Source organism: Bradyrhizobium sp. BRP56 (assembly GCF_020194035.1).
GTDB lineage: Bacteria > Pseudomonadota > Alphaproteobacteria > Rhizobiales > Xanthobacteraceae > Bradyrhizobium > Bradyrhizobium australafricanum.
The window spans coordinates 1-25,371 of sequence record NZ_JADYVV010000049.1 but is presented as its reverse complement, the minus strand read 5'-3'; the positions used below and the strand labels follow the sequence as shown (position 1 = coordinate 25,371).

Here is a 25,371-nt window from a genome sequence, read left to right as displayed (position 1 = left end):
TCGCCTTGCCTGTTCCCGGGCCCCAATCCTGGGCGTGGCGCTCAACGTAGCGGATCACGTCCTCTTGGCTGATCTTGCGCAGGGCGCCGGCGCCGCCGGAGCACACCAGTTCACGGGCGATAGCGGTGCAGACTACCGTCGTTCGCTTGCCGCGCGCAGCCAGCTTCCGGTAGCGGGCCGTCAAGCAGCTCTGCGCCTTCCAACCAATCTCTCGCACTGCCGGCGACACCTGCTCAAGCCGGTATAGCTTTGTCTTGCCGATCTTCGGCGGATGTCTATATGTCCAGACGCTTTCGACCAACATGTGGCGAACACGGCCGCTGCCGGCCTTGGTGATTCTAACACGCCTGACAGACTCTCCCGTCGATCGTTCGCTTGGCACTAGGCCGAGGTAACCCATAAGCTGACGTGGGCTCTCAAAACGGTTCACGTCACCAACCTCGGTCAGTGTATTTGCGAGCGCCTGGCTTGAAGGTCATCGCGACTTCATTTCCGCCCAAAGCAGTCCGACAGCGATGGCGAGCGAGCCGACACTCGCGGAGCTGATCGGCCTCAATTTTGTTTTCGCCTCCCGGCCAGCGGATCGTCTGGCGTCGGGATCAGGCCCGGCTTTGACGGGTCGGTTTCGGCTGCGACTGTTTGTTTGAGTTCCGTTACGTTGACCGTTGAGGGTTGGACTTCCATTAGGCGCGGCCCCAGATCAAAGCATCTTGAGATTGTCAACCTGCTTTGTCTGACCAGTCGACAAGAGATCTTCGGGGGGTAAGCTTCGGCCGTGCATCAAGCAGGCAATTGGGGAGCACTAGAAGTCATCAGGGGAGCTTTTAATGTCAGACCTTGTTGCGATCGTGTACCCATCCGAAGCTAAAGCAGAGGAAGTTCGGCAAAAAATATTCAAGCTCCAGAGCGAGTATCTGATCACGATCAGCGATGCCGTGATCGCCGTCAAAACTGGGGACTCTGTAAAACTCAGTCAACTTGTGAATACCACGATGACTGGCGCCGCAAGTGGCAGCTTCTGGGGATTGCTATTGGGGATGGTCTTCCTGAATCCGCTTCTGGGCGTGGCTCTCGGAGCCGGCGCAGGCGCACTGAGCGGTGCGCTGATCGATTTCGGGATCAGAGACCAGTTCATGAAGGATCTCGCGTCGAAGGTAAAATCGGGCGATGCCGTCCTCTTCCTGCTGATCCAGTCTATGACGTCAGACAAGGTTCTCAATGCGATTAAGGATGCGGGAGGGATTGTCCTGACAACCTCGCTCGATGAAAAGAGAGAGCAGCACCTGCGCGATGCTCTCGCAGCCGCAACTCAGGCCAAGCCTGCCTAGCCAGTGAGCCAAAACCTGGCGCCAGCGTCAAAGCGTCGCCGAGAACGGTAGTCGCTGCGCTGTCACCGCAGTCGCTGTGGCAGCGGAATACGCTACAGTTTTGCGTAGGGATCGGTGCGCAACGGCATCGGTCCCTGGGCGGGATCGCCCGCGAAGGAGGCCGGCTGCAGCCATGCGGCTCCGCGGCCGCTCAGCCGGCTCTCTTCCGCGCTATCAAAAGCCGGGAGAAAATCATGCGAAGATTGCTTCTATGGGGGCTCGCACTTGGGATTGCTTCGGCAGGGATTACGGCGACCAGCGGTCGCTCGCAAGCCGGCCTTATGGCGCCGCTGGGCGTGCGTCAGGCCGCCGACGAGCTTCGTCTCGCGGAGACTGTCCAGTTCACGTGGAGGGGCCATCGCTATTGTTGGTACAATAGGGGATGGCGCGGTGGCGGCTGGTATCGGTGTGGATTTGCTTCGAGGCGCGGCATGGGCTGGGGTGGTCCAGCGGGATGGCACGGACGGCGACGGCCAGGCCACCGCCCGGTCACTCGGCCTCCGAGACCTTGTGGGCCAGGAATCGAGCGTCCGCGACCACTCCCGCAACCGTTCCCTGGCAGAGCTGACGACATCTTTGTATGTCGTTCGCCGGCCGCGACGTGGCACGCCAGTCGGAGCCCGCCATGGCCTTGAAGGAGCCGCAAAAACGCGCGCGCCAAGCGCGCAATGCCGTGCTGGTCGATCTCGCGCTGCAGGGCGGTGGATCGCACGGCGCTTTTACCTGGGGGGTGCTCGATCGGCTCATGGATGAGCCGTGGCTGCGCATCGAGGCGATATCGGGCACCTCGGCCGGCGCGATGAACGCCGTCGTGCTGGCGGGCGGTTTTATGACCAACGGCCGGGCCGGCGCCAAGTCTGCATTGGAGGCCTTCTGGCGGCGGGTCGCTGACTCAGCGCGGTTCAGTCTCATTCGGCGAAGTCCGCTGGACGTCATCCTCGGTCGCTGGACCCTTGATACGTCGCCCTTCTATCTCGCCTTTGATCTGGCGAGCCGCGTGTTCTCGCCGCGTGTTCTCGCCGTACGACCTCAATCTTGCCGGCACAAACCCTTTGCACCAGGTCCTCGCCGAGTCGGTCGATTTTCGACAAATCGCGAACTCCCCGATCCGCTTGTTCGTGACGGCGACCAACGTTCATACCGGCCGCGGGCGTGTGTTTCGCAACGCCGAGCTTTCGCCCGACGTTCTGCTCGCTTCGGCCTGCTTGCCGACCCTGTTCCGCGCGATAGAGATCGATGGCGAGCCCTATTGGGATGGCGGCTACTCCGGGAACCCGACGATCACGCCGCTCGTACGCGAGTGTAACTCGCATGACACGCTTCTCGTCGCGGTCAATCCGGTCGAGCGACCCGGGACACCGCGCTCCGCGCGCGAGATCCTCGATCGGTTGAACGAGATTGCGTTCAACGCCACGCTGCTCAAGGAGTTGCGCATGATCGCGCTGCTGCGGCAGGTCGCGGACGCCGGCAGTTCCGAGGGGCGCAAATGGGCCGAGATGCGCATCCATCTGATCGCGAGCAAGGTTCTGGCCGGGCTCGGCGTCTCGTCAAAGCTCAATGCCGAGTGGGACTTTCTCTGCATGCCGCGCGACGAAGGCCGCCGTGCCGCGGAGGCATTCCTCGTCGCGAACGACCAGAATATCGGCAGGCGTTCCTCGATGGATTTGAATTTGCTCTTGCAGCAGGTTTGACACCATGGGCCTCGTCGGGATCCTGGTTGCCCTTGGCCTGCTCATCTGGCTCTCGTTCCGCGGATGGAGCGTGCTCCTGCTGGCGCCGGCTGCCGCGATCGTCGCTGCGGCTTTCGCCGAAGAGCCCTTGCTTGCCCATTGGACGCAGACTTTCATGGGCGGCGCTGCGCAGTTCATCGCGCAATTCTTCCCAATATTTCTGCTCGGTGCGCTGTTCGGCAAGCTGATGGACGACACCGGATCGGTCCACGCGATCGCCCATTTCATGAGCACCAAGCTCGGGGCGCGTCGCGCGATCCTTGCCGTGGTGCTTGCCGGCGCGGTCGTCACCTACGGCGGGGTAAGCCTTTTCGTCGCCTTTTTCGTTTTGGCGCCGATGGCACGGGAAATGTTTCGCGTCGCGAACATCCCACATAGGCTCATGCCGGCCACCATCGCTCTGGGCACCTCTACATTCACGATGTCGGCAATGCCCGGAACGCCCGCGATTCAAAATACGATTCCGATGCCGTTCTTCGGAACCACGCCGTTTGCCGCGCCCGGATTGGGCATCGTCGCTGCGGCGATCATGCTTGCATTCGGGCTCTGGTGGCTCCGCCGCGCCGAGGGATCGGCACGCAAGACCGGTGAAGGCTATGGCGGAGACGCAGAGCTCGTCAGCGGAGCGGTCGCTGACGATCAGTTCATCCGCGAGCGCGCGACATCGTCCCACGAGTTCGATCCGGCCGAAATAACGCATGGCAAGCGCGGCGACGTGCCGCCACCGATCGGCACGGCGATCATCCCGCTTCTCGTGGTCGTGGGCGTGAATCTGCTGATGTCGCTCCTGATCCTGCCACGGCTCGATTTCTCGTTCCTCGCGCAGGAGCGCTGGGGCGGGACATCCCTTGCCGGCGTCGCCGGGCTGTGGTCGGTCGCAGTCGCTCTCGCCGCCGCCGCGGCGACGCTCATCGCGCTCAATCGAGCCCGTCTGACGGATCTAAGGGCGAGCATGGACGCCGGCGCAAACGCCTCGGTGCTCCCCATTTTCAGCGTGGCGAGCCTCGTCGGCTTTGGAGCCGTCGTCGCTGCGCTACCGGCCTTTGTGTCGGTGCGCGACTGGGTACTGTCGATCTCCGGCGGTCCTATCGTCTCTCTCGCCATCGCGATAAACGTTCTTGCTGCCTTGACCGGATCGGCCTCCGGCGGATTGACCATTGCGCTCGATGCCCTTGGTGACACTTATTTGCAGATTGCCCAGACGTCTCACATTGACCCGGCGCTCATGCATCGCATTGCCGTGATCGGTTCCGGCACCCTCGATAGCCTACCGCATAACGGTGCCGTCGTGACGCTGCTTGCGGTCTGCGGTTCGACCCATGGCAAGAGCTACTTCGATATGGTGATGGCCAACATCGTTGGGCCGATCATCGCCTTGGCCCTCGCCATTTTCTTGGGTTCGATGATCGGATCATTCTAGGAGGGACGACGAGGACGCTATCGACGCGATCTTGTCCGCCGTCAGGGCCGACTTCGAACTCGCGAGCCGTTATTGAAGGCCTGATTGGCCTGTATCGACGTGCGACCTTACCGCCTCCGGCAGCGCCAGCGATCTACGCATAGCCGGCGCCCATCAGAGGTTACCGCGGTTCTCAGCCTCTGAGCCGGAGACGAGTGAGCATTCCGGCAAGTGGCGCGCAGAGTGCGCAATTTGCAGTGTAATCACGCGCTACCAAATGAGGTAGGTATGACGTGTTGGCGGTTGTGGTAGCTTCTCAAGGTTGATGATCGAAGCTGAGCAGCGAACAACTCAGCTCGTTACAATCCCCTTTAGGCTAGGAGACGTCGAATGACCGCGAATATAACCGAAGACGAGAAACGCGAACGGCGGGCACGTCCAGAGCCCGGACTGGCCCAGGCATCGGGCGGCGGCCCCGAAGCTGCGGCAACAGCGGCACCGGCATCACGCATTCAATTAATTTTTCCGGAATGGGAAAAATCGATCGAAGCGACAAGGCACCTGTTCGCGACGGCACTAAAGGACGGATTAAGTTTCGCCGCTTCCTCTCTGCACGACCAGGCCAACTTTCTGAGAAATCTTTCCGACTCCAAGACTCCCTCGGAGCTCCTGAAGTGCCACCTGGACTTTGCGGAGAAGTTCTGGTCGAAGTCGTTCAGCCAAGGCTCGAAGATATTGGATCATCTCAAACCACAGCCATCATCTGCGGCAAGCCAAGCAATCCACCGAGCTTGAAGCAACGGCCCGACCGTACTCTGCTTCATCCGGGGCCACACGTCGGCGGTCGGCGACGTTGTGGATACTGCATTCGGCTCGACCTGAGAGCACCTCCGTCCGCCTCCTGCTCGATATGGAGCTCAGATGGCGCATCGAACGCGACTATCAAGCAACGGTCGGGCGTCAGCATTATGTGAAGGCGCGATGGTTGCGGCTTCCATTACCACGCCATGTTATGCATCGCGCCCGAAGGAGGACGTTTCCGTCCTCCCGATCTCATCGGCTGGTGTCTGAAAAACCTCAAACTTCTCAGAAATCAAAGTCCCTGCACTCCCGCTCAGAACCGAGCGTCATGCCGAATTTGGTCACTACCATGGCAGCGGCTCCTCAAAATTGGCTGGACGCCTAGATGTCCGAGTTTGCGCAATCCGAGCGAGGCCCATGCGTCCGATCTGTGACGCCTCAAGAACCGGTTTTCATGTCCGATTTGACAGGATGGTAGCCTCGCGTGCGCCGTCATGCGCAATATTATGAGTGCGCCGCTTTCGGCCCTCGACGAAGCACTCGCCCCTTGCAATTCACCCTCGTACGAGCAGTGAAGAACAGAGCTCTCCAGTTGCACAAGACAGGCGGGACCGCACAAGGCCCCCTCACCCGGAGATCGATGATATTCATTGAGCCGTTTCGCCGGGCTCCATAGCGTCGATATTCTTCAGCATTAGCTCGCGCAAGAGCGTCGATCCGGGGATTTGGACTTCCTTGCCGTCGCGCAGTCTGCCGATTGCCGCGAGCAGCTTGCGGATATCATAGGTCGAATTGAACACCTCCGGCACACCGCGTTCAACGTTGAGGAGCGTGTAGGCGGCTTCCATCGCAGTGCGAACCGAGTTTTCGGTCGTGAAGATGCAATCGCGCTCCGCCGACTCAGCAAACTGGCCGATGAAGGCAAAATTGACAGCGCCTTCGGGCACAACATTTGGTCGATCACCCGCCCGCCGCGGCATGAAGAAAGATGTGACGTAGGGCATCATCACCGGCACTGTTTTTGCGGCCGTCGCGGCCAGTCCCGGTATTTCATCGATCGGCACGCCGAGGTGATACAACCATTCCTGCGTAATTTCCTCGCCCGTGCAATCTTGCATCGGCTTGTTCACGTAATCGCCGGGCTTGTCGACGAAAAGTGAATAGAGCCAGACGACGATCTGATCACTGGGCTGGTGCTTGAAATGCGGTTGACGGTTTACAGTCCAACTGAGCAGCCAGTTCGAATCCTTCGCCGTGACGACCCCTCCCGTGACGACCTTGCCGCTGAACGGATCGCGTTTGGCGATCTTGCGGATATAGGCCGGAATGCGCGCGTCAAGAGTCGTGATCGTCGCCGATTCCCATTTGGTTGCAGGGATATTGCCGCCGAAGACGTCCGGGCGGCCGAAAGCCGCGTCCTTGACCGCAATACGCCGCCACAGATCCCAAGCTGGCGCCGGGCCTTCGTCAAGCCTGGAGGGCGTGTGATGGTCTCCCTTGTCCGAGTTTTCAGTGAGCGACCCGATCGTTATGAGTACAAGATCGTCGGCGCCAAGGCCGATACCGCCGGCGACGCCATCCTCCAGCCAGTGGATGGCCGTGGCCTGCTTGCATCCGGCCTTTAAGTCGAAATCGACATCGGTGACTTCGACGTCGTAGCGGAAGTTGACGCCCTGCTCCAACAGCCATTTGCACAACGGTAGAACCAGCGATTCATACTGATTGTACCTGGTAAACTTCAGCGCACTGAAATCCGGCAGGCCTCCGATATGGTGGATGAACCGATGCAGATAAAGCTTCATCTCCAGGGCGGAATGCCATTCCTCAAAGGCGAACATCGTCCGCCAATAAAGCCAAAAATTGCTGCCGAAAAACTCTTTCCCAAACACTTCGTCGATGCGCTTGTTCTCCATCTCCTCACGGGAGGCAAGAAAGACGGCAATCAATTCCTTCTGCGCTTCTTCGCTCAGAGTGAAAAGGCCGTCGGTACGCGCATCCTGTCCCTGGTTCACCGTCGCCCGCTGCAGCGAGTAGTTCGGATCATCCTTGTTCAACCAGTAGAATTCGTCGAGCACGCTGGCACCTTCGATTTCCAGCGACGGGATCGAACGGAACAAGTCCCATAGGCACTCGAAATGATCCTCCATCTCGCGGCCGCCCCGGATCACGAAGCCCCTTCCCAGGTCTTGGTTACCGTCGAGCGCTCCACCGGGGATCTTCAGCCGTTCGAGGATGGTGATCCGGTCGCCACGCATATGGCCATCGCGGATCAGGAAGGCCGCACCGGAAAGCGCCGCCAGGCCCGCACCGACCAGCCACGCCGTCTTGTTGTCCGCACCTTCGGGTTTGCGGGGGCGGGCAAAGGCTTCGTAATTTCCGCTACCGTAATACATGGAACATTCCGTCCGATTGGATCGACAATCCTTGGGCTCATTAAAAGGTGTTCTCGGGCGCCAGGCATTTGCGCGGGACGCCGATCGTTAGACCGCCATCGATCACGATCTCGGAACCGGTAAGGTAGCTGGACTCGTCGCTGAGTAGGAACAAGACTGCCTGCGACACTTCCTGCGGCTCGGCTGCCCGCCCGAGTGGAACGGGGAAAAGGGAGGACTCGAAGCTCTCGGTCATCGGGGTGGCAATGAAGCCGGGATGGATCGAGTTGATGCGGACTCCCGAGGCTGCGGCTTCCAGCGCAGCGGATTTTGTTATGCCCCGAACGCCGAACTTGGAAGCGACATAGGCGTGGAGCCCGGCACTGCCCCGCAGCCCCTCGACCGAGGAGATGTTGACGACCGAACCTCCGCCGGCGCGCCTGATGGCCGGCAGGGCCGCCTGCATTCCGAGGAATACACCGGTCAGATTGACGGCGAGGGTCTTGTTCCATTGATCGAGCGGGAACTGCTCGATAGGGGCCATGTTGGCGATCCCGGCGTTGTTGACCAGCCCATGCAGCGCGCCGAAGCGCCGCTCGGCGCTTGCGACCGCCTCGGCCCACTCCTTCGGCTGGGTAACGTCCTGAGGGACATAAACCGTGGATTCGCCCAGTTTAGCGGCGAGAGCCTCTCCTTCTATATGAAGAATATCAGTGATTACGACCCTGGCCCCCTCAGCCACCAGCAGACGCGCGTGAGCCGCACCCATCCCGCGAGCCCCGCCGGTCACCAGAATAACCTTGTTCTTCAAACGTCCCATGATCCTTGCCTCGTGCCGTTGGTCAATGGCGGTGCAGCGTCTTCCAGGCGTCGAAGAGGACGCGGGGATCATGCTGGCCCTTATAAAAGGGCGAAACCGGACGCTGGATGTCGAGCAAGCCGAAAACGGCGGTCTGCGCCGCGCGCACGGAATATTCGACGGTAAAGACAACGTCGTCGGGAATCTCGCAGAACTGGCCGATGAAGGCGAGGTTGCGCGAGCCCTTCGGGATGACCTTCGGCCGGTCGGTCCTCACGCGCGGCATGAACTGGGCGGTAATGTAAGGCATCATCGCCGTTACGACGCGCGAAGTGTCGAGGATGTGCGGAATACTCTCTGTGAATCGCAGGTGCGAAAGCAATTCGATGAGAATTTCACGCCCCGTGCATTCCGACATGGGCTTATGCACGAAGTTACTCGGCCGGTCCGGGAAGAGCCCATAGCCCCACCACACCCAGACATTCTTGGGCTGTTCGTAAAAGTGCGGTTGACGATTAAGGACAACGGTCAGGAGCCAACTGGAATCTTTGATTGTTACCAGTCCGCCCTTGCCGGCCTTATTGCCAGAGAAGGCTTCTAGCCGGTCGAAGAAGCTCGAGTCGTCCGTCGTGACCGTGAACGATTCCCATTTGGACTGGTCGATCCTGGAAACGAAGACGGCGGGGCACCCGAAGTCTGGACTCTTGGCAGCCAGACGTTCCCACAGTTCCCACGAACCTCCGTTTCGCGTCGTATTCAGCGCAGGAACCGTGTCCATCGAACCGTAGCTGGTATCGGATGTCATTGATCCGTTGGTCACGAACACTAAATCCTGTTCAGCCAGATCGATGACGCGATCTTCACCGCCCTGCCGATAGTGCAAACGCGTCGCGGTCTTCTGCCCGCCTTCGATCACAACATCAATATCGGTCACTTCCGCCCCCATCTCGAGCCGCACGCCCCGGGCCTTCAACCATGCAACGATCGGGCGGACCATGGCGTCGAACTGGTTGAACTGCGTGCGGTAAATGCCTGCCATGGTGTCGATCGTCGAGAACAGATGCAGGAAGCGTAGACAGTAGCGCTTGAACTCGATCGCACTGTGCCAAGGCGCAAAAGCAAAGGTCGTGGACCAGATGAACCAGAAGTTGCTGCGGAAAAAGTGGGGTTCGAACCAGTCCTGGATCGTCCTGATGTCGAGCACAGATTCTGGAGTCGCGCAAAGCGCGATCAGGTCGAGCCGATCCCTCTCCCTGAAACCCAGATCGGAGACGTCGACGATCTGACCGCCCGAAACCAGACGCGCCCTGTCGTTCCAGAAGAACTCCTGATGGAACTCCATCAGCTCGTCCTTGGCCGATTTCATGGGGTCGCCAATTGAGGGGATGAAGGACAACAAGTCGTAGGTGCAATTGAACCTTTCCTCGAACATGCGGCCGCCGCGCATGACGTATCCATCCTTCGGATTGCCGTGCGCGTCGAGGCTTCCGCCGAACTGCTCCATCTGCTCGAACAGAACGATATTCGGGCCCGAGAGCCCGCCCTCCTTGACGAGGTAGGCCGCTGCGGCCAAGGCAGCGATGCCTGTTCCGACCAAATAGGCGTTGCGAGGAGCTACCTGCTTCGGTGGATCAGGGCGGGAAACGAGAGAAGCAGAGCACATAAAGTTCTCCGGCATGCAGCGGTTGGAAATATAGATTCCATGCAATCGGCGCGCCGATGGCGGCGCGTGCTAAAAATATGATCGCGAACCACCGTTCCCGGGACTGCATAATCAGCAAGCGCCGAAGCTCTTCGACGTACACTAGCCATATGCAGACGCCGTCGGGCGCCTGACCATAAGCAGCAATAGCGCCGCGTTGATCGGGATCGATCAAGTCATACCAGCAGCGGCTGTGCGCTGCGCAAGGAGCTAGTTGCGGGCCCTTCTTGAAGACGGAATGCAAGCGTCGTCATGTCGGGTTTCCAACCGACCCGTCGCCAACCAGACAAGAAAGAAAGCAACTGGACAAGACGAAAATTGAGTTGGTTCCGGTTGCCGCTTTTGCCGAACCCGACCATATTGCAGCACGACGATGCCAAGGTGACGTTACAAGGTGCTTGGCCAGCGACCGGGTCGAGTTCGAGCGCAAGCACTAGCGGTCCTTGCCGCCTCGCTAAAGTCTTTCGGGATGGCGAGGCACTCTTCGCCTAGAGCCCGTGAGCCTTCATTTCGTCTGCAAGGTGCTCCAAACTCTAAGACTTCGGGCTGTGAGGCTGGCACTGGCCAGTTCTCTCCAGGACTTCCGCACCTCCATCCAACGGCCCTTTCGAGCGGGCAGGGTGTCGAGCATTTTCTCGGCAATCGGTGCAAGGCGCGCGGCTTCCGAGTTCGGGTCGCACTTGGCATCTTCGAGAATTTTAAGAGCGGTCGTTTCGGACCGCCTCCACCCCGACTCGGTGAACCTGCTCTCCGCGAAATACTCAAAACAGGTCCGGAACGTCAAAGCGCGGCCGATGATCGTATGGGCTGGCAAGCCCGCCTCACTCAGCCACGTCCGAAGACAGTCGTCACACCACACTCGGCTGCTGAGGTCGAGAAGGTCCGCACCTTCGAAGACCAAAAGCGCCGCCATGCCAGCGATCTCGCATTGCACCCCGTCGTCCTGTTTTTCGAACCAAGCCCGGATTGCATGCAACGGCGTCACCGGCCGATTCAGAACCGGTACCTGCGCCGTGCCGGCGCGATGGAACTGGACCACGTTTTCCAGCGGTGGCATGCGCGGCCACGGCCTCCCCTCTGCGTCCCACAAGACCCAGCGCTCGGCGATCTTCTTTGCCTCTTCGGGAGACCTGCTTCGCCAAAGCTCCTTGAGCGCCTCATTGACGTAATATGAGACGTCAGCTTTCAGACCGCATGTACGTGCTATTGCCGCGAGACGACCGGCGTCAATCAGCCGTGCCGCGAAATTGTTCTCTGCGTTCATTTGCCGAGGCCTTGCGCGCCCTTTCTAGCGCGTCCCGTTCATCCGGCTCGATGTGATCAAACCAAGAGCCCGGGGAAATGTCGCAATACGCTTGGTCGCTTATGATTGACCCTCTGGAGGGCCAAGCCACTCGCATCGCAACTCGTGCGGGCGGTCCGTCAGCAGCCGCCCGCACCCCTTTTATGTGCCGTGCACTGTTCCGCGTGTCTTGCATTGTGAATGGCACGCAAGTTGCTGAGAGGCTTATCGGCTTGGCTACTCATAACTTCGCGCCCCCCTGAGATGGCCGAGCCTCTTTGTTGGCGCAACTCGCGCGGGTGGCTGCAGCTGCCCGCGCGGTTTTTTTTGGCATAATGCCGCGGAAGTCATGCCATGACCCGTGAAGAGGCATCGGAGAACGCGATTGAGGCCCTCACACAGTGGTCTCAAGGAAAGGTCGCAACGAGCGTCGTGCTTGCCGCGATTGCAAAACTCGAAGTGACTAGGCCTCCACCCAGACGGCCTCCAAAGCGGAAGGGCACTTCGAGGCCGCCCGCTCACGATCGCTAACGAGGCTGTTGCAATGGACAGGCTAAAATTCATGCCTGCCTTCGAAGCAGCTATTCGCTCCGCCGACCCCGAGAAGCTCGCCACACTTCGCGTGGCCATCGGCGAGCGCGGGGCCCCGAAGAGTTTACAGTGACGAGCACAGAACTCATCCGCAAACACCCGCTTACGCCCTTTAGGTTGCTTAAGATCATCTCCGACGCGGCACATAAGGAAAGACGCTCATGAGCGTCACCCCAGCTTCTCGAGGCCATAGCATTCTCATCGCAGAGGCGGCTGTGTCTGTCGTTATTACGGCTTGCGCATCATGGCGGCGGCTGTATGTGCGGACCGACAGAGAAGGCGCGAGTGATCGGGTCAGAACGGCAAAGAGATCGGCCAAGAACGAAGGGCCAGCGCAATGGCCGGCTCCAACAATCTTCGATGGCTTGATGCGCTTAATGGAATTACCCAGTAACGATTTCGAGGTCAGCCGACATGTCACCGCTCATCATCATTGTCGCTTCGACGCACCTCAGCATTTTAGCCACCATCCACATCGTCGCTCGGCCGTCAGAGACCTTAGATGAGTGTCGGAGGATTGGAGAGTCGGCAATCAAGGCCGCGACGTTGAAGCCCGGTTATTCTGCGTCCCTATGTCTGCCACGACACTACCCGAAAACGGGGTTCATCGCGCGTATTAGGTGTCGTTGCCTACTTGCAGCAAGAGGATAGCAAAATAACAATCCTTGAAGGTCACATGGCGACGATGTCAGACTGCAATGTTGCCGGTATGGCAGCAGCCGCGAGCAAAGCTACTCCCAGCGCCAGGTCTCGGGCCTGGTCTTGCTACGACCTTGGCAGCATCGGACGGTGATCCAACGGCGCTGGTACCATATACGGCTACGGCAGGCACTAGATATCACCACGCATCACGATATATAATCCGAGGCTTGGAAACCAGCCTTGTTACTGGCCGGCGATGCCGCGCCTAAAGTCGAAAACGGGGGCCTGCACGATATGCACAGGCCCCGTTTTTCTTGATCAGCTTCCGGCTATTCAGCCGCCTGCGCGAGCGCCTCAGCACGACAGGCGCGCGCTGTAGATTCGGCCGCCCCGATCTTGACGCTGTATCCACCACCTTCGACAGCGTAGCAATCCGCGTCATCACCAGCTGCAATCCACCAATCGCAGCTGTCAGGCACCAGGTGGAATCCGATGTCAGCCAGGAAGTCTTCCGCCTCCTTCAACGTTTCGAAAGTCTGGCCGTCTGCAGTCTCGGCCAGCTTCAGGGCTTCAGGCGCGCGCTGTCCTCGAATAGGCGATCATAGATCCTATCGAGCCATTCAGGCTCGTACGGCAGCTCATCGAGTAGCAGCAGAGCTTTCCTGCTTAGCTCGCGCCAGTCCGCAGCAGGCGCGTGGAACATGCACCGCGCGGGCAGAGAGGGAGAGCTTATTTGCCGATCTTCGAACGGCTAGAATCTGAGCTTGAGATTCTGAAGAAGAAAGAGGCCACACTAGAGCGGGCTCGTATTCGAGCTGCATGTGTTATGCAGGAGCTTCACACTAAGGAATAGGCTCGCACCTATCCGCCACTACGTCGCGACTGACGCCCCGAACTTCGCCGCGTTCTCTACGGCAACGGCCCGTCACCTGAAAATCAACGCCCACAAAGCTCGCGATCCGGACTGTGATCTCGTCGTCGACTTGATCAACTATGATCGCAACCGACTCGTCGATTTCAATCTCAGCGATCCGACCACCCAAATCATCAAGCTCATTCGCGATCACTGCACTCCATACTTCCTGCGACAGTGTATCGGAGGTCCTGTTTCAGGTCCCGGCGCGGACCGTACGGAACTTGGAATGCTGGGGCGAAAACATGCACGAGCCCAAAGAACAGTCGTCACGCACGGTACCCACGATCTAACGTTGCGGTTGGTTTTAGGGGATTTCAATGGGGCTATTTAAACGCAACGAGAGTTGGGAACACACCTTCCCGCTCACGAGCCGCTACGGCGCTTTCAGGGGAATCCTAGCAGTGCTATTCTGGCTCTGGGGAATCGCCGGCCTACTGTTCAACGCGAGCACGTTGTTCGGCCTCACCGGCAATATTGGCGTCGAAACGTCAGCTCATTTGACTGCAACCTGCCTCGTCTGGATTGGCGGCATGGTGCTATTTGGCATTGGCGCCCTCCTCGCTCATCCGGATTTCGACGGCGAGCGGCCGATGCAAGAAGATTACGGCGACATGCGGGTGGACGCGGTAGAGAATTGACAGCGATATACAATGGCCGACTATCGGGAAATCTCCCAAGAATATGCACAAGGAGCTATCAAAGCCTGCATTCTCATAAACGCTGGCGCGGCTGCTGCTCTCCTGACGCAGTCAGCAAAACTAGTTGAGATGAACAAGCCCGCAATCACAGCCGGCGCCAGGTGCTCGATACTTCTTTGGGCGCTAGGGACAGTCGCCGCTGTTAGCACGTGGGTTCTGGCCTTCATTTCCACAAGATACGTTGACAAGAGCGAACGGGAGAACACTCTACAGTCACGCCATATTCGAACATCAGATCTGTATATGCGGGCCGGACTCATCGCGATTGTGAGTTCGTTGGTTTTGTTCGTAGTTGGGTGGGTCACCCTGGCCGCCAGCCCGCACGGCTAGGCAGCCGGCCGCCGACCCAGCCCGCGCGCCGAGCCGCCTCCACAGCTCATTGGGGTTCTTTCCGGAATCATACGGATAGCGAAGACGGAAGCTCCGCTCCATACTTCACGCAGGTCAGGATTTTGTCATCCCTCCTGCGGATAGAGACAGCGCCGTCCACATATATTTTAGGCGCGGGCGGCGTTACTATCCGGGTACCGACATCATCTGGCTGCGCGGCGCTGGCTATGAACGTTGCGCCTCCTCCACCTCCAAAAGGCAAACGTGGAGTGTCATCGGGCGCATGTTTCCGTCCAAGAGGACGCGCACCCTTGTCCTGGTCGTACCAAGACCGACGATGAGGCCGCGCCGCCATTTTAACTTTGAACCTGTCGAGTACGCCACTATCACGCGAGACCCAACGGTCATTGCATCATTGGGCCGCGAAAACTGGATCGGTTCAACGGGGCGGTCGGCTTTGGGAAATCTCTCCGCTATACGGGGCTGGCGACCCTCCCCGTTCTCTGGCACCGGGGGGGCAGTCGTTCTCTTAGCGGATTTAAACCATTTCGTTGGTAGACCCAGCGCGTAACCGCGACGTCTGAGATCCTGACAGTTTTTGTTCAGTTCCGCCGCGATGACTTCCTCTGGAGTTTGCTTCCTTACCAAATGCCAGAAGATCTCATCCTGCTCTTGCGTCCAGCCGTCTGAGGTTTCGCTCATCACCAAATAATAAGCTCGTTGAACAATCGGCTGCGACGATGCCCGCGAACCTGGCGATTCTACGTTCGCGGGTGATTTCGACAAAGACGAAAGAGAGCGGCGCCTGTAGGGTTTAGCCGAGATCATCCGTTCCGCGGCAGTAGCCCCCCACAGCCCAAACGCAGCGCGAATCCTAAGATCACACCCAGTCATTGCACTATTGGCGAATGAAGGCGCCACCGATGCCGATGGTTTTCGGCATTGAAATCAACGAGACCATCGAAGCTCTTGAGCCGTTTGAATTCCTGGTTTTCGGCGGTTAAGGACAAGGCGACATAGCCAATATCATCATTCAAACCGGTTAGAACCGCTACCGTGGTTGGGCCAGCGCTGTTCTTGAAGTGGTAGTGGCCGGTTGCAGGATAGTTATGGCCATTATAGCTGATCGAAGCAGCAGTAATCTGGCCGTTTGCATCATTGGCCTGTGAGATTACCAGCTTCGCTCCGATGTTGTCGTTCACATAAGTCCCCTGAAGTCTGGACATGATTCTGCTTCCTTATGAGTGACGATATCGCGCAATGAGTCTGCATAAGGCACTATCGTGAAAGGCGAATTGCGACGCACCTACCAGGATTGATAGTCTACGAAGATTTACCGGGCCCTTGCTGTGGCGATGAGAGCCGACTCAATCTGGCCTTTTAACAAACTGAAGAAAGAACCCGTCAAGTCGATCGCCCAGCCTATTGATGGCTGCCGTGATTTTTGTCATCGAGTCCTTGCTCAGATATTCAGCCGCACATGTTCTCTGTAGTCGGCCAGTTCCTTACCACGTCCTACAACGCTGGTACTGGTGCCGTGTGCAAATCGCCAATGGTAGCCAGAATCAACGTGGTGATTTCCGAGGCCTTGTAACTTCTGATGATGCCAATCCGCGGTGCCATTCAGCTTGTCGAAGTATTTCTCCAGACTGGTGTCATGGCTTAGGAAAATGAACTGAAGCCCGTTCGGCACGGCGCTATAGCGCAGCAATGTCCGAACAGCATCCATCAGCGCAAACTGGTCACCAGCGTCGAAGCTGGACGTCACGTCATCAAGCACCGTAAAGCGCGGAACGCCACTATGCTTGGTCGCAGCCGCCAGGAAAATCGCGGCCGCAACAGGGTTGCGATAGCTTTCCGATAGGAGAGCCCGGGCACTGAGATCCTGAAGGCCGAAAAAATCCGCGAGCTTTAGATCAACGTTTTCGCTGTTTTGAGCCCGGCTCAGGGGCGGCTTCACATCAGGCCAGCCGCGCACGAAGCGAGCGAACAGATCCTGGCAGGCGGTCTGAATCTCAGCAATCCGCTCGTTAGCCAGCGCCACCTCGGCGTCGGCGAAGCTCTGGCCGGCGCGCGGGATAAACGTCTTCCACCGGTCCAGCAGATTGAGCTTGTCCTGCTTCGCCTTGAGCGCCGGCGCACCAGTCGCATATTCCAGAACGGCATCACGGAACTGCTTTGCAAAGCTGAGGATACGGGTTACCTGCACCAATGACGGCGGCAACCGCGCCTGCCTCGCCCTGCACCCGGGAAAGGGTCTCGCCGCGCTGCGTTTCAAGGACCCCGAGACGTTTGCGTCGCAGGTCGCCATGGCGTCCTCTTCTATCAATAGGCATTACCAATGCAAAATAGCAGCTCGGATCACGGCTTTATCGTTAAGTTAACCACGTAGACCCTTGAGGGCGTCTCCGAACACGTTTCGTTACCCAACCCCTCGCGATCATTTGGGCGAGATCCTCCATCTCTTCGAGCGATGCGACGGGTCCTTGTTGGAGTAAACGACGAGCCGCTTATCGCGCCCGAGGTGTTCGCGTGCACAACTCAAGACTCCACGAAGACGATCTGAGACGACCTCTCCCGCGGGATCGGCTTGTGCATGAGGTGATCTCGAAGAGCAGGATTTACGATGCCAGCACGGCCATCAGCGGAGTACCCTTGGTCTACGACGATGATCGCTCTTTGCCCCAGCCATTTTTAGCTAGGTCCAGCTGCTTAACCATTGGAATTGGTCTTACCCTGCATACATGCTGCGCTGCTGAGTTAGGCGCGCTGAGCGTATCCATAGTCGTTGCGGCGAAATATCTCCTGTACCAATTAAGAAATCAGCATATTCCGCATTTTCGAAATCGCTCGCATCCAAACTGATGCCATATCTTCTCTGGCGTGCCATCGGCATAGAGCTGACGATAGACCTCAGGCGTTGCCCGCCGCACGCCGAGCGAGAGGTAAGCCGATCGAGGCCGCGAACTCGCCCGTTTTTTTTGCGTCCGCGATAGTCTTCCGCGCGGAATCGGCTCAACTGTTCGCGAAAGCTCCGATATTCGTTGCGTGCACTCTGATAAAGGGGCGTCGGCGCTCGTGTACGACGGCTCCAAATCCACCGACAACTCTGCGTCAACGCTAAATACATAGCTGCAGCGTCGATCAAGGGTAAGACCGTATGTCCGCCTCTGTCGAGGAGGTGGCTCGCCCTACACTGCGCGTCCGAGGGTTGCTCGGACGGACCAAGCCGATCCTCATCACAGGAGGACGAGCGTGGCAGATTATAGGGAAGTATTTGTCGGAATCGATGTGGCCAAGCTGAGGAACGCGGTCGCGATTGCGGACGCAGGGCGGGAGGGAGAGGTTCGTTTCTTCGGTGAGGCCGAAGGTGCGACCGGAACGGTACACGCGGTTGTTCGACGGAGGCTGTCCGAGACCGGTTCGAGCGCGTGGCTTAACGCCGCATGAGCCGCGAGCGTGAGGGACATTACGTCGCACCGAGATCGCGGAGCATGTAGGTCGCGCCTTTGTCGTAGGACGCGAGCTTTGCGCTCAATTCCGCATTCGTCGTGACGGGCCGAAAGCCGAAACGTTCCCATAGCGGTCGCGTGGCGTAAACCGAGACCAGCGCGAGAGCCGCAATGCCTGAGAGGCGCGCGAGTTTCTCGATCGCCGCGACATAAGCGCGTGCCGTACCACCGCGGGCGTCGGCAGCACGGCCACGTCATGCACGTAAAGGCAATCTGCATCGTCAGGCAATCGTTCGAGCAAGCTGTCGAGCGGCGGGATCCGATGCTGCTTCCAGGGATGGGCGAGCCCGTAGCCGACGATCGCTACGTCCGCGGCGAGCACGCGGGAGCCATCAGGACAAAGCCGCATCTTTTCTGCGAACACCTCGGAGCGCTCGAACAGAGCGGGATGGATGCGCGCCGCGATCGCGCTGATCGCAGCAAGGTCAGACGCGCGCGCGGGACGCCAATGCAGCTCGCTCATATCGTTCCATTGCTCCGTCTTATTCACTCCAGTTTATTTCTGAGCCGTTCACAGCGCAATCAAAGGCAGAAACGGAAAGCGCCTTATATGCGCAAGATGAGCGGTACCGCGATCCCGCGCCGCCTCGGCTTTCCCAAAGTAACTTTGCAATCGATGGCCCTGGCAGGCCTCGCGCGGGTCAATCGATCCACGTCGCGTGCCATCTCTCGGCTCGGCATAAGAGAGCACGCGCTGCCGATCCCGGCCGAGCATGTACGCGACGATGGGAGCCGTTCGGATCACGCGCCGTGTCGGTCTACAAGTACGGCAGCGTGGAATTGGCCGATCACCATCTCGTTGAAGATGAACTCCCGGCGCACTGCGACAAATTGATTGGCTCGATCGATAGCCTCGTCGCCACCGCACTCCTCCTTGTACTTTCTGACCAGAATCCTCGATCTGGCCGGACCATCTGGATGCACAAACATCGGGATGGTGATCAGGGTCCGCATCTCCTGGATCAACTTGTCCGACTCGTACCGCAGAAGCAGATCGGCGTCTCCGCTGGAACGTGACCGCTCACATGATAGTTGATCTAGGGTTGGGCTTCTTAGAGCTGGTCCCGATTGTCTGAACAGGATCTCCGCGTCGATAAGTGGAGCGTCTGCCGGGGTTAGGCTGCCAGGCGGAGTGGCAGCGGGGTGAAGTAGGCTTGATCCGGCGTGCTGCCGTCAAGACTCGAATGGGGACGTCGGCTGTTATAAAAGTCGAGATATCGGCCGATCGAGGTGCGCGCCGCGCTGACGCTGTCATAGGCCCGCAGATAGGTGAGTGGCGCGGGGCATTGCAGCCCCGCGCTCTCTCAGAACCGGACGTGAACCTCGCGATTCATCCGGCTCCCGTCATCCAACCGTTGATCCGGCAACCCAGTGAGCGAACAGGCCTGGATTGCGTCGCTTCAGCGATCGCAACCATTCCCATACCGCCAACGTGTGTCCTCGGAACCGTTTGTATTTTCGTGTTGCCCATCGAACGATGTAGGCATCGATCGTGCGCAACTCCTCTTGAAGCTTCGAGGGATAAAACCGCCCGTAGTAGCGCACCCAGCCCGTCAGGACTGGACGGACCCATTTGGCGATTTCCACCAGCTCAAGATCGCTGCGCCGATGCAGCCGCCACCTGCGCACGGTATGCCGCATCCTTTTCCCAGCCTTCTTGCTGACGGCCGGGCTGAATGAGACGAACCGCTCACCGTGTCAATTGTTCGCCATCCTCGGCCGAAAGCTGTAGCCGAGGAAGTCAAACGACTGCTCCGGATAAGCGCCGGAGCGATTGGCATCTTTGCAATACACGATCTTGGTCTTTTCCGGATGCAGCCGTAGCCCGCATTCCGCAAACCTCGCTTCCAGCGCCCGACACAAGTCACGCGCCTCCGCTTCGCTTCGGCAATGGCCGATGGCGTCATCAGCATATCGTTCAAATAGGACACCGGGATATTCTCGGCTCATCCACAAATCGAACGCATAATGAAGAAAGAGATTCGCCAACAGCGGGCTGATGACAGCCCCCTGCGGAGTTCCTCTTGTGCGCTTGACCAAGCTTCCATCCGGCATGCTCGCGGGCGCTTCCAGCCACCTTTGCAGGTAGAGCAAGACCCATTTGCAGTCGGTGTGGCGGCGCACGGCCTTCATCAGAAGGCTCCAATCGATTTCGTCGAAGAAGCTCTTGATGTCGAGGTCGAGCACCCAATCGTGGCTCCAGCATCGACGCCGAGCCACAGCCAGTGCATCATGTGCTGATTTCCCTGGCCAATACCCATAGGAATCCATGTGGAACACGGGCTCCAGGATCGGTTCAAGATAACGCTTGACCACCATCTGGGCGATCCTGTCCGAGACCGTTGGTATTCCCAACGGTCGCGTGCTGCCAGCTCCGCCTTTCGGTATGTCAACGCGCCGCACCGGAGGCGGAAAGTAGCTGCCCGAACTCATCCGATTCCAGATCCGATAGAGATTCTTACTCAGATCTCGGTCGAAGTCTTCGATCGACTGCCCGTCAACACCAGCCGCCCCTTGGTTAGCCTTCACTTGCTTATACGCCTCCCACACATCGCGTTTGGCAATACAAAACGGCTTGGCCTTACTCATGCCGATCATCCCCTTTCGGGTTGTCGACCGCGTAAAGCCCGATGACAACGCCCCTTCGGTCCAGTGCCATTACAGCGCCTTCGTCCCTAATACGGGCGTTTCCGCCCCTGTGCTCCGCATCGGTACTCTGCTCCTTGCGGCGACGAGCCGCTTGGAGTCCTCCCTTCACATCGGAGCGACAGGTTCCTATGTTCCTTGTCAAAGCCTGATCCGAGGTCACGCCGCCTTCATGCCGGACGCCGGTTGGGCAGTCGGCAGGCTCCCCCCAACCCTTGCTCGCGGGATAGACATCCTGATCCCGGTTTCGACGTCGATAGAACACGTTACGACACGTCATCAGCGGTTTACTTACGTTCGTCTCCTCGGATCTCACCTGACGGAGTTTCCTCCGCCTTTTCCTCCAACGCTCACTACCAGGGCTCTTTACCCTCGCAGCTCGGAGTGGTTTGACGTCTACCCCTGCAGGTCGACTTCGGAGGGCCATCCTCCATCTCTGACAAAGCTTCGTCAGGCTTCATGCCGAAGCCTGACTTCCACAGCACACGATGTCCTCATGTTTGAGCGACCGCCACAGCCGCTCGATGAAGACGTTGTCCATCCAACGACCACGGCGGATTTCAGCAGCACTTTGGGTACCGGCCCGGATTGCGCCGCGGAATTGCGCCTTCGGACTTGAGACAAGCCGGTGAAGTGCTTTTCCGTGCGGCCCGCCGCGTTCATTCCGACCAAACACGAGCCAGGTTTTCGCCTTCCCACAGCAGTTCGGCGTCCTTTGGCACGTCAAAGTAGTACCATGCTCCGAGCGTGGGATTTGTCCATCCTGTTGAACTCGTCCTCCCGGATGCTGAAACGACAATTTGCGGAGGATCGCTTTTGAGCGATGTTTATGACTGCGCTCTGTACATGGTCTGGGCTGCGCCGCAAGTTCGATCTTGACCTCCTGCTGACAGACGGGGCACTGAGAGCCGTGGCCGAGATAAGGCAAGCCCTGCTTGACCCAGTCGCTGTTGGCGTCATGGGCAAAACAAGACGCGGCGCATCTATCGCGAATTGGGCCTGCAATTGCGGACGGATCTTGCGCGCCATCCTCGCGCACCAGGACGGCCGGCAGCGTGGTCTCCTGCGCGGCCTCGGCAGCCGCCAGGCTGACGGCGTCGAGAACGGCATGCCAATCGTCGACGCCGCGTCCACACAGCACTGGGCCAAAGAATTTTCCCGTTGAGTTTCCGCAAGCGGATATAGAACGGTCCGCTATCCCAGACCGCGCCGGCGTAACCATAGTTTTCCCAGGTCCGATTGCACCCTGACGACAGTGCGAGCCGAGCGCGACATTCTCGCGCCGATAGATCTACTGCAGGTAATAGAACGCGCATTCCCGGAACGCCTGGTCCCGGTTGACGATGTCGTCGACGCGCTTCGCCTCGGCGTTGACCGACTTGAACGTGTCGCTGTCCGGCGGATACTGCACTTGTGCCGGCCGCCATGTGCTCTCGTCGACATACTCGACCACGACAGCGCGCCGAGCATGGTCAAACTGACCTGCATCGAATCCCGCACGATCTCGCGATCGATCAGCAGCATGGTCGGCACGTCGCGCCACTCGTCGCGCACGATCGAGACGGTGTCGCCGAGCCAGAAATGCTGCGCGCGCGACGGCGCCAGGATCTTGTTCAGCGCATCCGGCACGGCGACGGCCGTCGTAAAGCGATAATCGAACGTGTCGCCGCGCGCATCGCAGCCGGCGGCATGGCTCACGATGGCATTGAAATCGACCTTGCCGATCGACAGGCCAGATCCGTCCGGATCGCGATCGTCGAGACGTCCGCAAACGAATTGTTCCCCTGCAGAAACGACCGGAGGCCCGCCGAGAGCACCGAGTTGCTGCCGCCGGTCCCAGCAAGCTCGGCGTCCTCGCGGCGAAAGCGGACGAGGTAGCGGCCAGGCGCGACGTCGACCTTGACGCTGTCGCGGACCGGCGCCTGCGAGGCATACTGCCGCACGATTGAAAACAGCGTGGTGAACGGCCCGGTCTGCGCGCCGGCGTTGTCGCAGGTCGCATATTCCGCCGTCAGGCCGACATTGGAAAAGCCGATCGAGCCATCCTTGCCGTTCACTGTATAGCAGCCGGCCGCAAACACGAAATCGAGGGCCAGGGATTGCGCCAGCGTCCCCGCCGGGTTGCCGTTCGCGTCAAACTGGCCGCCTGACGTGCCGGTCCCCGATGGCAGCTGTTGACCGCTGACCTCGGCCGATTGGTCGACGTTGGTCGGAAACAGCGTCACCGGATCACCGGGCCATAAAAGGCGATCTGCGCATCCGTGAACGCCGCCGCGATCCCGTTGGTCTGATCCCAGAACACGGTATCGTCGATATAGACGGTCTCGTATTGCATGCTGCCCATGTCGTTGGCGACGAACTCGCCCCAGGGCGTCGCGGCGAAATCCGGACAGTCTTTCACGCGGCCGTACCAGACCGGCAAGGGCCACCGGCTGATGCGCGGCGTCGCCGCGCCGCTCGCGACGAGCTCGCGGACGCTCCGGCGAGTTCGCCGGCGGGCTTCTGCTGCGCGGCTTTGATGGGCTTATATCGTGCGAGATCATTCTGGCGATGTGGGATCAGCTAGTCTAGCGTCCGGTGAAGTCGTGCCCTACGCCAGGCCTGCACCCGACGGAGACGCGTCAGGATCACCAGCCGTTCAACGCTGATCCGCTTCTCGCTCGTCAAATCTGTCACTCCTCTTGAGATTGCGAGCCCTTCAGCCTCCTAATATTGGTAGGTGCGCTTTGCGCTGAGTGGCGCAAAGTAAGCTGGGGCAGTCTCAATATCGGATTGCACACATGGCAGCAGGTTGGATGGTTTCAATTGGCAACATAGAAAGAGGCCAACTTCGGCACGTAACGTACCTGGTTGCGGTGGCTAAGGTCACCGAAGCCATCAAGGCTTCACTGGATGTCGGCGCCGCCCGATTCTCATCGGGGGGCGGTATCGGCGGGGTGGCCTTTTCTGAACTCAGTCTACAGCAACTGGATGATCTCGGCATGGTGAAAGGCGGGATTTATTCTCTGTGGGACGACACGATCGCTCCTTGTCAAGTCATCGCGTTCCCTAATCAAACTTAATGGAGCTTAATTCGCGGTCCATTGGCAATCCGGCGCGGTGTCCGCTAAGGCGCGCGAGACAATTCGGCCTGCCCGGAGTTCTCATGGAAGGGCACGACGAGAATGACCCCGCCCGCGGTCGCGGATGGCTATGATCGGCGCCGCGAGCAGACTCGTCGGTCACTAAACAATGGCGACGATTCAGTCTTCGTTTGCGAACGCGGCTGAGTTCTGCAACAGCCTGTTATGGCAACAGGGACGGAAACTGGATATAGTCGTAATTCTTGGTCAGGCGCGGAAACCGCTTGTTCTGCTTGTTTTTGACCGTGACCGTCCCGGTCAGCGACGCAGCGGCCATGTGGACGCTGCGCAGCTCGAATTCGATTGGCCCATAGGTCGGCTCGGTCAGGTCGCTGCCGAGGTACTCGCGATAAAGCACCTGGATATATTCGCGCGTGCCCTGCGCCGCGCGGATCTTCGGCACCAGCTCGCGTTGACGTTGTCGATCTTGATCGTGGTCGACGGCGGCTGCCCTTCCTTTTGCTCCGGATAGCCGGCCTCGAAAGGGCACGCGATGAATGTCACGGTCTCGCCGGCGTTGCGCGGCGCGCCGGCCTCGAGGCCAAAGGCCATATCGTCGCCGACATTGGCGACAACCCGCGCCGGCTGGTCGAATGACGACTGCCAGAGCTCGAGCGTGTAATAGATCCGCGCGCTAGGCGGACAGGAGGCATGGGCCTCGAGCAGCGCTTCATTGTGCGTCGGCATGGGCTAGACGTCGTAAACGCGCAGCGTCATGCGGACGTCGACCAGCCCCGGACTGGGCCAGTTGGCGATCAGCGTCGAGCCCGGCTTGATAAACTCGCAGACCTTGTTCGCCAGCGACGTTCCGAGCCAAACGTCGATGGTGAAACGCGCCGTTCCGAGATTGAGCGTGGTCTTAACCCACTCGACGAAAGTGTCATAATCGTCAGCGTAGAAGCGAACCGTCTGCGTCACCGTGCCGACATTGTCGCCAGGCCGCGGACGCTGCCGCGTGTTGCCCTGCTCCATATCGGTCGCGATCGGATCGCGCGACCGCTGCAAATTGAAACCGTCTTTGAGGATGACGGCGTTTGCGAACGGGAATGCCGGCAAAGCCATGGCTTACTGCCCCGTGAACGGTTTGACGCCGTACTGGTCGCCGAGCACGCGGCGGCCCGTGCCGGTCGACAGCGAGTCGCCGACCGCGCCGTCGACCATCTTGCGCAACGTCACGCTGACGTCGCCATTCAGCGACTGCTCGACGGTCGACGTCGCATCCGCATAGTTGTTGATGGTGACTTGCGGCGGCCGGCCTCCGCTGGCGCCGGCGCCGAGCGCGGCCATTTGACTAGGCGTAAAGACGTCCTCGCCGCGCTGCGCGATGATCGGCACTGTCAATCGGCGTTCAAATTTGGCTCTGACTCACTTTTGATGCAGTTCGAGAGATGTCTGGCGCTTTGATTGGGGAGAATCAGCGCCATGCAGCAAGCACTCCACCGCTCCAGTTTGGTGCCGCGTG

At 59.3% G+C, this 25,371-nt stretch carries 24 protein-coding genes and 4 pseudogenes; 7 read left to right on the top strand and 21 right to left on the bottom strand.

What is annotated here, in order from left to right; genetic code table 11:
• Positions 1–103 precede the first annotated feature (103 nt).
• Positions 104–454 (bottom strand): annotated as a pseudogene (locus I6F38_RS29105) (transposase); the annotation flags it as partial.
• Positions 455–827: 373 nt separating this feature from the next.
• Between I6F38_RS29105 and I6F38_RS29100 the strand changes: the two are divergent.
• The 4 genes and pseudogenes from I6F38_RS29100 to I6F38_RS29085 all read left to right on the top strand — a co-directional run bounded on the left by I6F38_RS29100 (position 828) and on the right by I6F38_RS29085 (position 5,291).
• Complete coding sequence (locus I6F38_RS29100; RefSeq protein ID WP_225162801.1) at positions 828–1,328, top strand: DUF1269 domain-containing protein; 501 nt, start codon at positions 828–830, stop codon at positions 1,326–1,328.
• 664 nt (positions 1,329–1,992) lie between these two features.
• A pseudogene (locus tag I6F38_RS29095) lies at positions 1,993–3,058 on the top strand (patatin-like phospholipase family protein).
• A 4-nt stretch (positions 3,059–3,062) separates the two neighbouring features.
• The gene (locus I6F38_RS29090) at positions 3,063–4,517 is read left to right on the top strand and encodes a GntP family permease (RefSeq protein WP_225162800.1); all 1,455 of its coding nucleotides are present in this window, start codon (positions 3,063–3,065) and stop codon (positions 4,515–4,517) included.
• Between the two features lie 369 nt (positions 4,518–4,886).
• Entirely contained in the window at positions 4,887–5,291 is a 405-nt protein-coding gene (locus I6F38_RS29085) for a hypothetical protein (RefSeq protein WP_225162799.1), read from the top strand.
• Positions 5,292–5,944: 653 nt separating this feature from the next.
• Here the strand turns inward: I6F38_RS29085 and I6F38_RS29080 are convergent.
• From I6F38_RS29080 to I6F38_RS29060, 5 genes are all read right to left on the bottom strand, one after another.
• Positions 5,945–7,690: an oleate hydratase gene (locus I6F38_RS29080; RefSeq protein WP_225162798.1), complete on the bottom strand. Its 1,746-nt coding sequence runs from the start codon at positions 7,688–7,690 to the stop codon at positions 5,945–5,947.
• 40 nt (positions 7,691–7,730) lie between these two features.
• On the bottom strand, positions 7,731–8,489 hold the full coding sequence (locus tag I6F38_RS29075; RefSeq protein ID WP_018268828.1) for a glucose 1-dehydrogenase: 759 nt from the start codon (positions 8,487–8,489) through the stop codon (positions 7,731–7,733).
• A 22-nt stretch (positions 8,490–8,511) separates the two neighbouring features.
• Positions 8,512–10,131 carry an oleate hydratase gene (locus I6F38_RS29070; protein ID WP_225162797.1) on the bottom strand — a complete coding sequence of 540 codons (1,620 nt, stop codon included), beginning with the start codon at positions 10,129–10,131 and terminating at the stop codon, positions 8,512–8,514.
• Positions 10,100–10,345 (bottom strand): hypothetical protein, encoded by a 246-nt coding sequence (locus I6F38_RS29065; protein ID WP_225162796.1) that lies wholly within the window; start codon positions 10,343–10,345, stop codon positions 10,100–10,102. Before I6F38_RS29065 ends, I6F38_RS29070 begins: the two co-directional genes overlap by 32 nt.
• Positions 10,346–10,675: 330 nt before the next feature.
• A complete protein-coding gene (locus I6F38_RS29060) occupies positions 10,676–11,434 on the bottom strand; it encodes a hypothetical protein (protein WP_225162795.1) in 759 nt (252 codons plus the stop codon).
• A gap of 2,484 nt (positions 11,435–13,918) precedes the next feature.
• On the opposite strand from I6F38_RS29060, the gene I6F38_RS29055 reads away from it, so the two are divergent.
• Positions 13,919–14,239 carry a hypothetical protein gene (locus I6F38_RS29055; protein WP_225162794.1) on the top strand — a complete coding sequence of 107 codons (321 nt, stop codon included), beginning with the start codon at positions 13,919–13,921 and terminating at the stop codon, positions 14,237–14,239.
• Positions 14,240–15,519: 1,280 nt separating this feature from the next.
• Here I6F38_RS29055 and I6F38_RS29050 read toward each other — a convergent pair.
• The 9 genes and pseudogenes from I6F38_RS29050 to I6F38_RS29015 form a co-directional block, all read right to left on the bottom strand.
• A complete protein-coding gene (locus tag I6F38_RS29050) occupies positions 15,520–15,855 on the bottom strand; it encodes a hypothetical protein (protein ID WP_225162793.1) in 336 nt (111 codons plus the stop codon).
• A 236-nt stretch (positions 15,856–16,091) separates the two neighbouring features.
• Positions 16,092–16,853, bottom strand: a complete 762-nt coding sequence (locus I6F38_RS29045; RefSeq protein WP_225162792.1) for a hypothetical protein — start codon at positions 16,851–16,853, stop codon at positions 16,092–16,094.
• Between the two features lie 1,245 nt (positions 16,854–18,098).
• Positions 18,099–18,604, bottom strand: a pseudogene (locus I6F38_RS29040) (GNAT family N-acetyltransferase).
• Positions 18,605–18,882: 278 nt separating this feature from the next.
• Entirely contained in the window at positions 18,883–19,095 is a 213-nt protein-coding gene (locus I6F38_RS29035; protein ID WP_225162791.1) for a hypothetical protein, read from the bottom strand.
• Positions 19,096–19,256: 161 nt separating this feature from the next.
• Positions 19,257–19,409: pseudogene (locus tag I6F38_RS29030) on the bottom strand (integrase core domain-containing protein); the annotation flags it as partial.
• Positions 19,410–19,485: 76 nt separating this feature from the next.
• Positions 19,486–19,782 (bottom strand): group II intron maturase-specific domain-containing protein, encoded by a 297-nt coding sequence (locus I6F38_RS44275; RefSeq protein WP_346657141.1) that lies wholly within the window; start codon positions 19,780–19,782, stop codon positions 19,486–19,488.
• 57 nt (positions 19,783–19,839) lie between these two features.
• On the bottom strand, positions 19,840–20,730 hold the full coding sequence (gene ltrA / locus I6F38_RS29025; RefSeq protein ID WP_346657140.1) for a group II intron reverse transcriptase/maturase: 891 nt from the start codon (positions 20,728–20,730) through the stop codon (positions 19,840–19,842).
• Positions 20,731–21,244: 514 nt separating this feature from the next.
• A complete protein-coding gene (locus I6F38_RS29020; RefSeq protein ID WP_225162790.1) occupies positions 21,245–21,928 on the bottom strand; it encodes a hypothetical protein in 684 nt (227 codons plus the stop codon).
• Positions 21,929–22,078: 150 nt separating this feature from the next.
• Entirely contained in the window at positions 22,079–22,240 is a 162-nt protein-coding gene (locus tag I6F38_RS29015; RefSeq protein ID WP_225162789.1) for a hypothetical protein, read from the bottom strand.
• 15 nt (positions 22,241–22,255) lie between these two features.
• Here I6F38_RS29015 and I6F38_RS29010 point away from each other — a divergent pair, with 15 nt between their 5' ends.
• Positions 22,256–22,441, top strand: coding sequence for a hypothetical protein (locus tag I6F38_RS29010; protein WP_225162788.1), 186 nt, complete (start codon positions 22,256–22,258; stop codon positions 22,439–22,441).
• Between the two features lie 40 nt (positions 22,442–22,481).
• Here the strand turns inward: I6F38_RS29010 and I6F38_RS29005 are convergent, their stop codons facing one another.
• Positions 22,482–23,012: a hypothetical protein gene (locus I6F38_RS29005; protein ID WP_225162787.1), complete on the bottom strand. Its 531-nt coding sequence runs from the start codon at positions 23,010–23,012 to the stop codon at positions 22,482–22,484.
• Positions 23,009–23,188, bottom strand: a complete 180-nt coding sequence (locus tag I6F38_RS29000) for a hypothetical protein (protein WP_225162786.1) — start codon at positions 23,186–23,188, stop codon at positions 23,009–23,011. Before I6F38_RS29000 ends, I6F38_RS29005 begins: the two co-directional genes overlap by 4 nt.
• A gap of 379 nt (positions 23,189–23,567) precedes the next feature.
• Here I6F38_RS29000 and I6F38_RS28995 point away from each other — a divergent pair, with 379 nt between their 5' ends.
• On the top strand, positions 23,568–23,849 hold the full coding sequence (locus I6F38_RS28995; protein WP_225162785.1) for a hypothetical protein: 282 nt from the start codon (positions 23,568–23,570) through the stop codon (positions 23,847–23,849).
• A 223-nt stretch (positions 23,850–24,072) separates the two neighbouring features.
• Here the strand turns inward: I6F38_RS28995 and I6F38_RS44085 are convergent, their stop codons facing one another.
• Genes I6F38_RS44085 through I6F38_RS28980 form a run of 4 tightly spaced genes read right to left on the bottom strand, consistent with a single transcriptional unit; the run spans position 24,073 to position 25,250 of the window.
• Complete coding sequence (locus I6F38_RS44085) at positions 24,073–24,267, bottom strand: hypothetical protein (RefSeq protein ID WP_346657138.1); 195 nt, start codon at positions 24,265–24,267, stop codon at positions 24,073–24,075.
• Positions 24,234–24,596, bottom strand: a complete 363-nt coding sequence (locus I6F38_RS28990; protein WP_276573521.1) for a DUF1833 family protein — start codon at positions 24,594–24,596, stop codon at positions 24,234–24,236. The genes I6F38_RS44085 and I6F38_RS28990 overlap by 34 nt, the downstream gene beginning before the upstream one ends.
• A gap of 3 nt (positions 24,597–24,599) precedes the next feature.
• Positions 24,600–24,971, bottom strand: a complete 372-nt coding sequence (locus I6F38_RS28985; RefSeq protein ID WP_225162784.1) for a hypothetical protein — start codon at positions 24,969–24,971, stop codon at positions 24,600–24,602.
• Between the two features lie 3 nt (positions 24,972–24,974).
• Positions 24,975–25,250, bottom strand: coding sequence for a hypothetical protein (locus tag I6F38_RS28980; RefSeq protein WP_225162783.1), 276 nt, complete (start codon positions 25,248–25,250; stop codon positions 24,975–24,977).
• Between the last annotated feature and the right edge of the window lie 121 nt (positions 25,251–25,371).